This window comes from Thioclava sp. JM3 (genome assembly GCF_002213185.1).
Classification (GTDB): Bacteria; Pseudomonadota; Alphaproteobacteria; order Rhodobacterales; family Rhodobacteraceae; genus Thioclava; species Thioclava nitratireducens.
Map to the genome: position 1 here is coordinate 1 of NZ_NBOB01000013.1, position 13,034 is coordinate 13,034.

Here is a 13,034-nt window from a genome sequence, read left to right on the forward strand (position 1 = left end):
GATCTTGACGATTTGAGCCAGGAGTTCGGCACCGATGCCCAGAAGCTGCTACCGTGCCTGACGGAAATGGCCACGCGATTCGCGCCATTCGCAAGGCTGACGGGAAAGCGCATCAGCATTGCACCGGAAGGTCGACCGTTAACACGGATGATTGCTTCGGTTTTCGATCAGCATGTGCCGGAGGGTGTGCGCTATTCGCGCGCGTCGTAAAATGCCTGAGAGTCCTGGACGCCCTTGCGGGCAGGCTAAGACGCCCTCGCATCCCGAAGGCGGGTTAACCTTCTCCGCCGATCGGCCGAGCCGGATTTCAAGCGATCTCCCGATGTGGCCGTCGGGGTCTGCGACGTAGCCTCAAATGCCACCTTGGTAGCCGCCGGGATGAGGGGTTCTCGAAGTTCCCTCAAGTTCCGACAAGACCGCGCGCGTCGTCAAACCAGTTGCTTATCGCATCAATTGAGAACGGAAGACGGCACCCGTATCCGCCCGTAAACGCGTCATAGGCGGGCCCGTTCAGACCGTTGATGCCGACGAGGACGGGAATGCCCCGCGAGATCGCCTCCGCGATAACCGGCCGAAACCCGCGTCCTTGGGCTTCCATTTTGCCGAACTTGTTCACCACGAGCAGATCGGCCCCGTCGGCGAGACTGCGCGACACCGCCGCGACGGAGGTCTCGAGCGCGCGGGGATCAAGACGGCATCCGCGAGATCCCGCGCCGAGGGCCTGAGAAATCGACAGAACGGGTCCATTGGGCAGGACCTGGATGTCCATGTCGCAAGCGTGGCTTTGGGGTCGATCGATATTGACCTGCACAACGCCACACACGCGAAGTCCTCGCGAAATCGTCTGTCGCGCAAATCGCGCCATCATGAAGTCCGCGTCGCCCCGACCGGGGCTTTCGATAGCGGCAATGGGAAACATCTTTTGTCCTTTCCGTTCAATCCGCTGCAGCACTAAGGTGCGGAACATCCTCACCGAAAACACTGGCGCGGGTGATCGTGCAGTCAAGATCGGCAAGCACGCCGTCCTTGAGGCCATAGATTAGTCCGTGAACCTTGACTGGCTCGCCGGCGGCCCAAGCGCGCTGAAGTATTGGTGTCTCAGCAATACGCCGCACCCCCTCGATCACATTGAGCTCCGCCAGCCTGTCGCGTCGGGCTTCGATCTCGGCCAGTTGGCCAAGATCGATCGCGTAAGCGCGCGCCAGGCGACGAATGGGCTCGAGCCAGTGATCTGTCAGACCGCCCAGCATATCCTCGGTCGCCGCCTTGACCCCGCCGCAGCCGTAATGGCCGCAGACGATTATCTCGCGGATACCGAGACTTTCGACGGCGAATTCGAGTGCGCTCAGCAGGTTCATGTCCGAGGAATGCACGACGTTGGCGACATTACGGTGGACGAAGACCTCGCCGGGATCGAGCCCGGCCACGACATTCGCAGGCACACGGCTGTCGGCGCAGCCGACCCAGAAAAACTCCGGGTTCTGGCGCGTCGCGAGACGCGAGAAGTAACTCGGCTCTTCGGCCTTGCGGCGTTCCGACCAGGTGCGGTTGCGCTTGAAGAGGTCACTCAGCATCGCGTTCGCCTTATGCCGCCAGCTCGACGCCGGAGACCTCCGCCCGGGCGGCCAACTCGCCAACGAAGCCGCGCACGGCGCGGGTCCATGCCGCCTTCTCCATCGCTTCGGCAATGCGCGGACGCACGGTCTCGTAGGGCAGCGGTGCACCTTCGGCCGCTGCATCGAGCCGGATTACGTGCCAGCCGAAGCGGCTCAGCACCGGCTCGGCGGTGATCTCCTCTTCGCGAAGTGCACGCAGGGCCTGCTCGAATTCAGGGACTGTATCGCCGGGCCCGAGCTGGCCGAGGAACCCGCCCTCGCCCCGAGATGAACAATCGCTGTTCTCCTTGGCCAAGCGCGCGAAGCTTTTCGGGTTTGCCACCGCCTCTTTCGCCAGAGCGCGCGCGCGGGCGGCTGTCGCCTCGCGCTGAGCCGCGTCGCGCGGGTCGCAAGCGATCAGGATATGGGCGGCTTCCCAGAGCGGCGGCGCGCGGAAACGGGTCGGGTCCCGCTCCCACTCGGCGCGGATCGCCTCCTCGGAGGGAACGGGAACCTCCACGGCATCTTCGAGAAGAGCACGAATGAGCGCCTCGTCCTCGGTCTCGGTTTGTCCCGGGGCGACTTCCTGCGGATCGGCGACAAGCGCACGCCGCGCCGCTTCCTGCAAGAGCAACGCCCGGATCGCGAGCGCATTTGCGGCCCGACGCCAGGCGATGCCGGGCTTCTTGCTCGGGCCGCGATGGTGTTGGGCTTCCGCAGCGATTGCCGCGGAAGGGATCGTCTGGCCGTTCACGACGACGTCGGGAAAGAGCGGTTTGGTCATGTTATTCACTCCGCAGCCGAGGGTTGCTTCGCCGCGACGATGCGCGGTTTCTTGACGACGGTGGCGTCGCGTTCTGGCAGAGCGGATGCGCGACGGGACCGCACGATCTGGTAACCGGGGCGCAGCAGCAGGTAACGCAGCGGCGCGAAGATACCCGAGGCGATGTGAACGAGCCGCGTGAACGGGACCAGCAGGAAGATGGTCAGTCCGAGAACGATGTGCAGCTTGAACACGAGCGCCGCGCCCGCGACATAGTCGGCAGCGCCCGGCTGGAAGGTCCAGATCATCTGCGCCCAGGTCATGAACTTGACCATCTCGTGACCGTCGGCATGTTGCCAGCTGACCGGCACTGTTCCGAGCCCGAGCAGCAACTGCACCAAAAGCAGTGCAAGTATGCCGATATCGGCAAAGCTCGACGTCAGACGGATGCGCGGATCGGTCCAGCGACGATACATGAGCATCCCGCCGCCGATAAGCGCCATCACCCCGGCGATGCCGCCAGCGACCATGGCGAGGATCTGCTTGGCACCATGGCTGACATGCAGCATGTCGAAGACCCAGATCGGGGTCAGAAGCCCTACGAGGTGCCCCGCGAAGATCACCAGAACGCCGACGTGGAACAGGATCGATGCGATAACGAAGTGCCGCCGCCGCAGCATCTGGCTCGACGAGGTTTTCCACGTGAAGGGGTCACGTTCGTAACGGGCGATGGAGCCCAGGAACATCACGGACAGTGCGATATAGGGATAAATCCCGAAGAAAAACGTATTCATCTGTGCCTCCGTCATTCCGCCGCGGTCTTGGCGCGGTGCTGTGTGGGCGAGTCCATTTGCGCGAGCATGTCCCGCACTTGCGGGCAGCCGGCATTCGGGTCTGGACCGAAGGTCACCTCGGTTTCTTCCCAGATCTTGTCGATCTCCTCGAGATCGGTGGGGGACGGATCGGGCCGCGCGAGGATCTCGGCCACCGCGTCTTTGTCGGCCGTTGCACCGGACATCTGCACGAGGGCCTCGAACACCGCGGCATAGGCGCTTTCGCGTTTGGCCAGCCGTTCGCCGATCGCGGCGAGGATATGCGCTGCGTCGGCCAGCATATCGCTCGCCTCCTGCGCCGGTCGGGTCGACAGAAACTCCAGAAGAACCGGCAGGTGGTCGGGCAATTCGGTCGTCGCCGGTTCGAAACCGGCGGCGCGGTAGGTCTCGAGCAGATCGACCATGGCGCCTCCCCGGTCGCGACTCTCTCCGTGGACATGCTCGAAGAGGTTGAGCGAGAGGCTGCGCGAGCGGTCGAAGAGCATCACATAGGTCTCTTCGAGCGCGTAGATATCGCGTTCGCCGATTTCCTCGACGAGCGGCCGCAACGCGCGCCGCGCCGCAGCGGTCAACCGGGTTTCGGAGGCGAGAACGCCCCCGATTTCCGGCGCCGCGCGCTGCAGCTCGATCGTCGGATAGCTCAACAGGACCGAGAAGGCCTTGAGCGTGCGGTCATTGGGTTGATGCGCCATCACTGCACCTCCTGCGGCATCTTGAGCGGACGTTTCGACCCACCGAAGAGCGAACCCTTCGAGATGCCGGTCGAGCAGCCGTTGCAATCAGTGAACCCGGTGCCCGCGCGCAGGTCGTAGGCATCCTCGACCTGTTCGCGATGCGTGGTCGGGATCACGAAGCGATCCTCGTAGTCGGCAAGGGCCATGATCTTGTACATATCCTCGATCACCCGCCCCGAGAGGCCGACACGCGCCGCGATGCCTTCGTCGCGAACGCCGTCGACGGTCTTGGCACGCATGTAGGCCCGCATCGCCAGCATTCGCTCGAGCGCGGTCGCGATGGGCGCCTCGTCCCCAGCAGTCAGCATGTTGGCGAGATAGCGCAGCGGAATACGCAGGCTCTTCACGTCCGGCATCGCGCCATCCATGCCGATCGAGCCAGCCTCGGCGGCGTTCTGGATCGGCGAGAGCGGCGGAATATACCAGACCATCGGTAGCGTCCGGTATTCGGGATGCAGCGGGAAGGCGACCTTCCACTCCATCGCCATCTTCCAGATCGGGCTTTGCTGCGCCGACTTGATCCAGTCCTCGGGAATGCCATCGGCACGCGCGGCCTCGATCACCGCCGGATCGTTGGGGTCGAGGAAAACGTCCAGTTGCGCGTCATAGAGCTGCTGCTCGGACGGCGCGTTCGCCGCCTTCTCGATCTTGTCGGCATCATAGAGCATGACGCCCAGATACCGGATGCGGCCCACGCAGGTCTCCGAGCACACGGTAGGGTTGCCGCTTTCGATCCGCGGATAGCACAGGGTGCATTTCTCGGATTTCCCAGTCGACCAGTTGTAATAGACCTTCTTGTAGGGACAGCCCGAAACACACATCCGCCAGCCGCGGCACTTTTCCTGATCGATCAGGACGATGCCGTCTTCCTCGCGCTTGTAGATCGCGCCCGAGGGGCAGGACGCCGCGCAGGCCGGGTTGAGGCAATGCTCACACAGGCGCGGCAGGTACATCATGAAGGTGTTTTCGTATTCCCCGTAGATTTCCTTCTGGACGCCCTCGAAGTTGTAGTCCTTCGAGCGTTTCGAGAATTCACCGCCGAGGATTTCCTCCCAGTTCGGGCCCTTTTCGATCTTCTCGATCCGCTCTCCGGTGATCTTCGAGCGCGGGCGTGCGGTCGGAAACGCCTTCATCTCGGGCGCGTTGGCGAGGTGCTCGTAGTCGAAATCGAACGGCTCGTAATAGTCGTCGATCTCGGGCAGGTCGGGATTGGCGAAGATATTCGCCACGATCCGCCACTTCGACCCCTGCCGCGGCATCAGCTTGCCCGATGAGGTGCGTTTCCAGCCGCCGTTCCAGCGCTTCTGGTTCTCCCAGTCGGTCGGGTAGCCCGTGCCGGGCTTCGTTTCCACATTGTTGAACCAGGCGTATTCAACGCCATCGCGGCTGGTCCAGACGTTCTTGCAGGTCACGGAGCAGGTGTGACACCCGATGCATTTGTCGAGGTTCAGCACCATGCCGATTTGTGCGCGGACTCTCATTCTGCTGCCTCCTGGGTAGCGGGCTCATCGAGCCAGTCGATCTTCTTCATCTTGCGGACCACGACGAATTCGTCGCGGTTCGCACCCACGGTGCCGTAGTAGTTGAACCCGTAGGAAAGCTGGGCGTAGCCACCGATCATGTGCGTGGGCTTGAGCGTCGCGCGGGTCACCGAGTTATGGATGCCTCCGCGCAGGCCGGTCTTCTGCGAGCCGGGCGTGTTCACGATCTTCTCCTGGGCGTGATACATGAAGATCGTGCCCTCCTTCATCCGCTGCGAGACGACCGCGCGGGCGGTCAGGGCGCCGTTCACGTTGTAGGCCTCGATCCAGTCGTTATCCTCGATCCCGGCTTTCTTGGCGTCGGTCTCCGAGATCCAGACCACTGGCCCGCCGCGGTTCAGCGTGAGCATCAGCAGGTTGTCCGAATAAGTGGAGTGGATGCCCCACTTTTGGTGCGGCGTGATGAAGTTGAGCACGACATGCTTCTCGTCGCCCGCGACCACCTCCTGCGTCACCGTCTTGAGGTCGACCGGCGGGCGATAGGACACGAAGCCCTCTCCGAAGGCACGCATCCACAGGTGATCCTGATAGAGCTGCTGGCGGCCCGTCAGGGTGCGCCACGGGATCAGTTCGTGGACGTTGGTGTAGCCCGCATTGTAACAGACCTCCTCGCTCTCGATGCCCGACCAGGTCGGCGACGAGATGATCTTGCGCGGCTGCGCGGCGATGTCGCGGAAGCGGATCTTGGTGTGCGCCTGTCCCTCGGCGAGATGCTTGTGCGCGCGGCCCGTGGGCTTCTCGAGCGCTTCCCACGCCTTCACCGCCACCTCGCCGTTGGTTTCGGGGGCGAGCATCAGGATCACCTCGGCCGCATCGATATCCGTCACGATCTTCGCGCAACCCTTGGCGGGACCGTCTTCCCAGACACCGTTGAGCTTGCGCAGCGCCTCCACCTCGTGCTCAGTCTTCCAGCCGATGCCCTTGCCGCCGTTGCCGAGCTTGTCGAGCAGCGGCCCCACCGCAACGAACCGATCATAGAGCGTGGTGTAGTCGCGCTCGACTGTGACGTAGTTCGGCGCAGTCTTCCCCGGGATCAGGTCGCACTCGCCCTTCTTCCAGTCTCGCACCTCCGGCTGGGCAAGTTCGCCCGCCGTGTCGTGCAGGATCGGAGCCTGAACGATGTCGGTCTCGACACCCAGAACCTCCGGCGCCACCTCCTGGAATTTCTTCGCGATCGCCTTGAAGATCTCCCAGTCGGACTTGCTCTCGTAGGCCGGGTCCACGGCCGCCTGCAGCGGGTGGATGAATGGGTGCATATCGGAGGTGTTGAGGTCGTTCTTCTCGTACCAGCTCGCCGTCGGCAGCACGACATCCGAGTAGACGGCCGTCGTCGACATCCGGAAGTCGATGCAGACCAGCAGGTCCAGCTTGCCTTCGGGTGCTTCGTCACGCCAGACGGCCTCGGTGGGCTTCGAGCCGCCCTCTTCGCCGAGATCCTTGCCGATCACGCCATTATCGGTGCCCAGCAAGTGCTTGATGAAGTATTCATGCCCCTTGCCGCTGCTCCCGAGAAGGTTCGACCGCCACACGAACAGGTTGCGCATCCAGTTCTCGGGCGCGTCCGGGTCCTCGCAAGACATCTGCAAGTCGCCCGACTTGAGCTTCTCGGCTACGTAGTCCTTCGGATCCATCCCGGCGGCTTTCGCGGCTTTCGTGACCTCGAGCGGGTTGGTCTTGAGCTGCGGTGCCGAAGGCAGCCAGCCCATCCGTTCCGCGCGAATGTTGTAGTCGATCAGCGACACGTCCCAGTCGCCCTTGGGCGCCGTCGGCGAGAGAATTTCGCGCACACCCAGTGTCTCGTAGCGCCACTGGTCGGTATGGGCGTAGAAGGCCGACGTGCCGTTCATCTGCCGCGGCGGGCGCGACCAATCGAGGCCGAAGGCCAGCGGCAGCCAGCCGGTCTGCGGACGCAGCTTCTCCTGCCCCACGTAGTGGCTCCAGCCACCACCTTCCTGACCGACACAGCCGCACATCACCAGCAGGTTGATGATGCCGCGGTAGTTCATGTCCATGTGGTACCAGTGGTTCAGACCGGCCCCGAGGATCACCATGGACTTGCCATGCGTCTTCTCGGCATTGGTCGCGAACTCGCGGGCCACGGCGATGATCTTGTCGGCCGACACGCCGGTGATCTTCTCCGCCCAGGCGGGGGTGTAAGGCAGGTCATCGGCGAAATCGTGGCTCACCCAGTCGCCGCCCAGCCCCCGGTCGAGACCGTAATTGGCACAGAGCAGGTCGAACACGGTGGCGACCATGGCCTCGCGGCCATTGGCGAGCGTGACCTTCTTCACCGGCACGTTGCGAGTGAGCACCTCGGGATGCTGGCACTTGACGAAATTCTCGGTGGCCGCGCCGCCGAAATAAGGGAAATCGACCCCGACCACCTCATCGTGGTCCTCTTCCATCACCTGGCTCAGGCGCAGACGCGTTTCGCACGCACCGGCGCGGTCCTCGAGGTTCCATTTGCCCTCTTCGCCCCAGCGGAAACCGATCGATCCGTTGGGCACGACCAGATTGCCGGAGGTTTCGTCATGGGCGACAGTTTTCCAGTCGGGATTATTCGCCTCGCCCAACGCGCCGTCGAGATCGGACGCACGCAGCAGCTTGCCGGGGACGTGGCGGCCGTCCTGCTCGTCGAGCACCACCAGCATCGGCATGTCCGAATAGCGCCGCGCGTAATCCTCGAAATACTCGGCCTGCCGGTCGAGGTGATATTCGCGCAGGATCACGTGCCCCATCGCCATGGCGAGCGCACTGTCCGTGCCCTGCTTCGGGTTGAGCCAGATGTCACCAAACTTGGAGGCTTCCGAGTAGTCGGGGCAGATCACGGCGGATTTGGTGCCGCGATAGCGGGCCTCGGTGTAGAAATGCGCGTCCGGCGTGCGGGTCTGCGGCACGTTAGAGCCCCAGATCAGCAGGAAGCCCGCGTTGTACCAGTCGGCCGACTCCGGCACGTCGGTCTGCTCGCCCCAGGTCTGCGGCGAGGCAGGCGGAAGGTCGCAGTACCAGTCGTAGAAGGACAGGCAGGTGCCCCCCAGCAGCGAGAGGTAGCGCGCGCCGGCGGCGTAACTGACCATCGACATAGCGGGGATCGGCGAGAAGCCGAAGACGCGGTCGGGGCCATAGGTCTTCGCGGTATAGGCATTGGCGGTCGCCGCGATCTCGGTGGCCTCGTCCCAGCTTGCGCGGACGAAACCGCCCTTGCCGCGCGCCTTGGTGTATTCGGCGCGCAGCACGGGGTCGCTCTGGATCGAACTCCAGGCTTCGATCGGCGACTTCGTCTTGCGCATCTCGCGCCACATTTTCAGCAGCTTGCCGCGCACCATCGGGTGCTTCATCCGCGCGGCGGAATAGAGATACCAGCTATAGGAGGCGCCGCGGGCACAGCCGCGCGGTTCGTGGTTGGGCAATCCGGGACGCGTGCGCGGGTAATCGGTCTGCTGGGTCTCCCATGTCACGATCCCCGACTTCACGTAGATCTTCCAGCTGCAAGACCCGGTGCAGTTCACACCGTGGGTCGAGCGGACGATCTTGTCGTGACGCCAGCGGGACCGATAGGTCTCTTCCCATTTACGGTCTTCGCGGGTCACCTGCCCGTGGCCGTCGGAGAACTGCTCCAACTCCTTGGATTGCAGGAAATTAAGTCTGTCGAGCAAGTGGCTCATGTCGCGTCTCCTTGCGGAAATGGGTTTGAAGCGCGCGCCGCGGGACGACACGGCGCGCGCCGGTCGTGTCAGCAGGGAACGGAGGCGCCCTTGCGGCTGTAGAAGAACCAGGTCACCACCACGCAGATTGCGTAGAAGATCATGAAGCCCCACAGAGCTGCGTTGGGAGCGCCGGTCAGGCTGATCGACGTGCCGTAGAATTTCGGGATGAAGAAGGCGCCGTAGGCCGCGATCGCCGAGGTGAAGGCGATGATCGCCGAGCTCTCCAGCTCCGATTGCTTGAGCGTGGCGGCCGCGTCGAGATGCGGGTTCAGACGCGGCACTTCCTGACGCATGATCGAGGGGATCATCTGGAAGGTCGAGGCATTGCCCACGCCGGTCAGGAAGAACAGCGCCATGAAGCAGGCGAAGAAGCCCCAGAAGCTACCGGCGTCACCGGCCGAGGGCAGGAACTGCAGCACGCCCCAGACGGCGACGATCATGCCGACGAAGGTCCAGAAGGTCACCCGACCGCCACCGAACTTGTCGGAAATCCAACCCGTGCCGGCCCGGCTCAGCGCACCCACGAGCGGCCCGAGGAAGGCGAATTGCAGCACGTCCACTTCGGGAAACTGCGTCTTCATGAGCAGCGGGAAGCCCGCGGAATAGCCGATGAAACTTCCGAACGTGCCAGTATAGAGGACGCACATCACCCAGTTGTGGAAGCGCGAGAAGATCACCGATTGCTGTTTGAACGAAGCGCTGGCCGATGCGATGTCATTCATTCCGAACCATGCCGCGATCGCCGAAAGAACGATGAAGGGCACCCATACGAAGCCGGCGTTCTGCAGGAAGAGCTCACCCCCTGCCGACAATTGCTGCGGCGCGCCGCCGAGGGAGCCGAAGACGCCCGTGGTGATCACGATCGGCACGACGAACTGCATCACCGAGACACCCGCATTGCCGAGGCCCGCATTGAGAGCCAGCGCGTTCCCCTTGGTCTTCTTGGGGTAGAAATATGCGATATTGGCCATCGAGGAGGCGAAGTTTCCGCCACCGAAACCGCAGAGCAGCGCGAGCAGCAGGAAGACGACATAGGGAGTCTCGGGATTCTGCACCGCGAACCCGATACCGAGCGCGGGCAGCAGCAGCGTCGCGGTCGAGAACGCCGTCCATTTGCGTCCGCCGAAGATCGGGATCATGAAACTGTAGAAAATGCGCAGGGTCGCGCCCGACAGCCCGGGCAGTGCCGCCAGCCAGAACAGCTGTCCGGTCGAGTAGTCGAAGCCGATCGCGGGAAGCTTGGCGACGACGACGGACCACACCATCCAGACCGAGAAGGCGAGGAGAAGGGCAGGAATCGAGATCCACAGGTTGCGGGTGGCGATTGCGTGCCCGCGGGTTTTCCAGAACTCCGGATCCTCGGGACGCCAGTCGGTCAGCACGTGTCCGCTCTGACCGGAAGTTGCTATTGTCGTGGCCATTGGAGTGGCTCCTTGAGAAATGTGCGAGGGGAGAGACGGGCTACCCGATGGACAGCCCGTCACGAGCATCAGGGCATCGACTTCGCGAACGGCTCGTCGGGCACGTCGGAGAGATACTTCTCTCCTTTGAGGCCGGGGTGCCGGGCGTGTTCCATGCGGCGAATGGCGACGTGCATCCAGATCACCGAGACGAGGACCAGCACGAAGAGAAGCATGAAGGGCGCCGTCCAGACACCTGTCCGATCGAGGAGGAAGCCGAAGCTGATGGGCAGGAAGAAACCGCCCAGTCCCCCGATCATGCCGACGAGACCGCCGACGGCTCCCACATGATGCGGATAGTAAACCGGGATGTGCTTGTAGACCGCCGCTTTCCCGAGGCTCATCACGAAGCCGAGGATCACGGTCATGACCATGAACATCGTCGCGTTGAGACCGAAGGTGAACGAGATCGGGCTGTGGATGCCCACGACCGTGTAGCTGGTCTCGGGGTAGCTCATCACGAACAGCAGCACGAGCGAGACGAGGAAGGTCAGATACATCACGAAGCGTGCGCCCCATTTATCCGACATCCAACCGCCGAGGGCGCGGAACACGGACCCGGGCAGGGAGTAGAAGCCAGCGAAGACGCCGGCCGTCGTGAGCGGCAGCCCGTAAGCGCCGACGTAATAGCGCGGCAGGAACGAGGCGAGCGCGACAAAGCCGCCGAATACGAAGAAATAGTAGATTGCGAAGCGCCAGACCTGGATATTCTTGAGGGGCGCGAGTTGGTCGCCTGCCGACACCGGCTTGGCCCCGGTCTTCTTGCGTTCCTGCTGCACTGGGTCGGTCTTCGAGGTCAGGTAGAAAACCACCGCCGTCGCGGCGAGAACCAGAGCGTAGACTTTCGCGGTACCCTCCCAACCGAGCGCGACGACGAGGAACGGCGCGGCGAAGTTCGTCACCGCGGCCCCGACGTTTCCCGCACCGAAGATGCCCAAGGCAGTGCCCTGACGCTCTTTCTCGAACCAGCGAGACGTGTAGGCGACGCCCACGATGAAGGACCCGCCAGCGAGGCCGAGCCCGAGCGCCGCGATAAGGAATACCTCGTAGCTGTGAACCGTGGCCAGCAGCCAGACGGCGACAGCGGTGATGAGCATCTGCAGCGGAAACATGATCCGGCCGCCGAACTGCTCGGTCCAGACGCCAAGGAAGATACGGCTGATTGACCCGGTCAGAACCGGCGTCGCGACCAGCAGCCCGAATTGGGTATCGGACAACCCGAGCTCTTGTTTGATCTTCACGCCGATGATCGAGAAGATCGTCCAGACCGCGAAGCAGACGGTGAAGGCGAATGTGCTGAGCCCCAGTGCCCGATATTGGTCCGAGCGCGTGACTCCTTCGAGTGTATGCATTGTCTCTCTCCGAAGTTTGGCCGACGTGAACCGCCGGTCCGGTTGCGGACAGATCAACAGGGAGGGAGACTGGAACTGGTTGATCGAAATCAAACCGTTAAGCATGAAGGGTCAAAATAAATCAGCGGGCGGCAAGCATCATGCCTGCAAAAAACGCATATCAATACGATCGCGGACAGGTGACAATCGACGGCCTGATATTTATCAAGCTAAATATGTCAGGCACGATGAGAGGTGAAACATGGCCATCCGTTTGAGCGACGACGAAGCCAGCGAGATTCGCAACCTCCAACTCTTCTCCGGAATGGATGACGAGAACTTTTCCGCATTGATCCGCGGGGCCTATGTGCAGAATTTCCCTCCGCAGATCGAGCTGTTCACCGAGGGCGAAACGAGCGATTTCCTTCACGTCGTCACCGGCGGATCGGTGGAACTGTTCGCGACATGGAACGGGCGCGAGACGACAATGGCGACCTTGCAGCCTGTCTCGACCTTCATCGTCGCGGCGACCGTCAAAGCGGCGCCCTACCTGATGTCCGCGCGCACGCTCGAGAAATCGCGTGTCATTTTGGTGCCGTCGGAGGACGTGCGCGCGATCTTCGACGCCGACCCGACATTCGCGCGCAATGTAGTCACGGAACTGGCGCACGGATATCGCGGGATCGTGCGGACCACCAAGAACCTCAAACTCCGCACGTCTCTCGAGCGTTTGGCCAACTACCTTCTTCATCGCCACGCAAACGAAGACAAGGCGGATGAATTCGAGCTCGGGATCGAGAAACGGCGCTTGGCATCCTACCTCGGGATGACACCGGAGAACCTGAGCCGCGCAATCCGTCAATTGAGGCCTTACGGCGTCGAAATCGAAGGGAGCGGTGTGACGATCACCGATGCGCAAAGTCTTCGCGCTTTCGCCAAGCCCTCGCGGCTGATCGACGATCCTTGCTCTTGAAGGCTCAGGGAAAACCTTAGTGGCCGTCGCCTCTATCCAATGCAATCTTGCTTCAAATTTTCTACTTTTCCGCCTCCGCGGGCCCTTTCGATCGTCT

At 62.7% G+C, this 13,034-nt stretch carries 10 protein-coding genes and 1 pseudogene; 2 read left to right on the top strand and 9 right to left on the bottom strand.

Annotated elements, in window-relative coordinates:
• Positions 1-210 (top strand): annotated as a pseudogene (locus B6V73_RS20980) (coproporphyrinogen III oxidase); the annotation flags it as partial.
• 190 nt (positions 211-400) lie between these two features.
• Here B6V73_RS20980 and B6V73_RS18195 read toward each other — a convergent pair.
• The 9 genes from B6V73_RS18195 to B6V73_RS18235 all read right to left on the bottom strand — a co-directional run bounded on the left by B6V73_RS18195 (position 401) and on the right by B6V73_RS18235 (position 11,985).
• Complete coding sequence (locus B6V73_RS18195) at positions 401-967, bottom strand: DUF2478 domain-containing protein (protein WP_240504178.1); 567 nt, start codon at positions 965-967, stop codon at positions 401-403.
• Positions 936-1,574: a carbonic anhydrase gene (locus B6V73_RS18200; protein WP_075777296.1), complete on the bottom strand. Its 639-nt coding sequence runs from the start codon at positions 1,572-1,574 to the stop codon at positions 936-938. Before B6V73_RS18200 ends, B6V73_RS18195 begins: the two co-directional genes overlap by 32 nt.
• Positions 1,575-1,584: 10 nt before the next feature.
• A complete protein-coding gene (locus tag B6V73_RS18205; RefSeq protein WP_088726046.1) occupies positions 1,585-2,379 on the bottom strand; it encodes a peptidylprolyl isomerase in 795 nt (264 codons plus the stop codon).
• Between the two features lie 5 nt (positions 2,380-2,384).
• Positions 2,385-3,152, bottom strand: coding sequence for a respiratory nitrate reductase subunit gamma (narI, locus tag B6V73_RS18210; protein WP_088726047.1), 768 nt, complete (start codon positions 3,150-3,152; stop codon positions 2,385-2,387).
• A gap of 11 nt (positions 3,153-3,163) precedes the next feature.
• Positions 3,164-3,883, bottom strand: coding sequence for a nitrate reductase molybdenum cofactor assembly chaperone (gene narJ / locus B6V73_RS18215; RefSeq protein ID WP_088726048.1), 720 nt, complete (start codon positions 3,881-3,883; stop codon positions 3,164-3,166).
• Entirely contained in the window at positions 3,883-5,406 is a 1,524-nt protein-coding gene (gene narH / locus B6V73_RS18220) for a nitrate reductase subunit beta (protein ID WP_075777300.1), read from the bottom strand. Before narH ends, narJ begins: the two co-directional genes overlap by 1 nt.
• Positions 5,403-9,131, bottom strand: coding sequence for a nitrate reductase subunit alpha (locus B6V73_RS18225; protein WP_088726049.1), 3,729 nt, complete (start codon positions 9,129-9,131; stop codon positions 5,403-5,405). The genes narH and B6V73_RS18225 overlap by 4 nt, the downstream gene beginning before the upstream one ends.
• A gap of 68 nt (positions 9,132-9,199) precedes the next feature.
• Positions 9,200-10,594, bottom strand: a complete 1,395-nt coding sequence (locus tag B6V73_RS18230) for a NarK family nitrate/nitrite MFS transporter (protein ID WP_075777302.1) — start codon at positions 10,592-10,594, stop codon at positions 9,200-9,202.
• A 68-nt stretch (positions 10,595-10,662) separates the two neighbouring features.
• Positions 10,663-11,985, bottom strand: a complete 1,323-nt coding sequence (locus B6V73_RS18235) for a nitrate/nitrite transporter (protein ID WP_075777303.1) — start codon at positions 11,983-11,985, stop codon at positions 10,663-10,665.
• Between the two features lie 241 nt (positions 11,986-12,226).
• Here B6V73_RS18235 and B6V73_RS18240 point away from each other — a divergent pair, with 241 nt between their 5' ends.
• Positions 12,227-12,937, top strand: a complete 711-nt coding sequence (locus B6V73_RS18240; protein ID WP_088726050.1) for a helix-turn-helix domain-containing protein — start codon at positions 12,227-12,229, stop codon at positions 12,935-12,937.
• The last annotated feature ends 97 nt before the right edge of the window (positions 12,938-13,034 follow it).

What these genes read in the sequence shown, in the direction of transcription:
- B6V73_RS18195 (WP_240504178.1), bottom strand. Translation starts at nt 967, where the DNA reads ATGTTCCGCACCTTAGTGCTGCAGCGGATTGAACGGAAAGGACAAAAG.
- B6V73_RS18200 (WP_075777296.1), bottom strand. Translation starts at nt 1,574, where the DNA reads ATGCTGAGTGACCTCTTCAAGCGCAACCGCACCTGGTCGGAACGCCGC.
- B6V73_RS18205 (WP_088726046.1), bottom strand. Translation starts at nt 2,379, where the DNA reads ATGACCAAACCGCTCTTTCCCGACGTCGTCGTGAACGGCCAGACGATC.
- narI (WP_088726047.1), bottom strand. Translation starts at nt 3,152, where the DNA reads ATGAATACGTTTTTCTTCGGGATTTATCCCTATATCGCACTGTCCGTG.
- narJ (WP_088726048.1), bottom strand. Translation starts at nt 3,883, where the DNA reads ATGGCGCATCAACCCAATGACCGCACGCTCAAGGCCTTCTCGGTCCTG.
- narH (WP_075777300.1), bottom strand. Translation starts at nt 5,406, where the DNA reads ATGAGAGTCCGCGCACAAATCGGCATGGTGCTGAACCTCGACAAATGC.
- B6V73_RS18225 (WP_088726049.1), bottom strand. Translation starts at nt 9,131, where the DNA reads ATGAGCCACTTGCTCGACAGACTTAATTTCCTGCAATCCAAGGAGTTG.
- B6V73_RS18230 (WP_075777302.1), bottom strand. Translation starts at nt 10,594, where the DNA reads ATGGCCACGACAATAGCAACTTCCGGTCAGAGCGGACACGTGCTGACC.
- B6V73_RS18235 (WP_075777303.1), bottom strand. Translation starts at nt 11,985, where the DNA reads ATGCATACACTCGAAGGAGTCACGCGCTCGGACCAATATCGGGCACTG.
- B6V73_RS18240 (WP_088726050.1), top strand. Translation starts at nt 12,227, where the DNA reads ATGGCCATCCGTTTGAGCGACGACGAAGCCAGCGAGATTCGCAACCTC.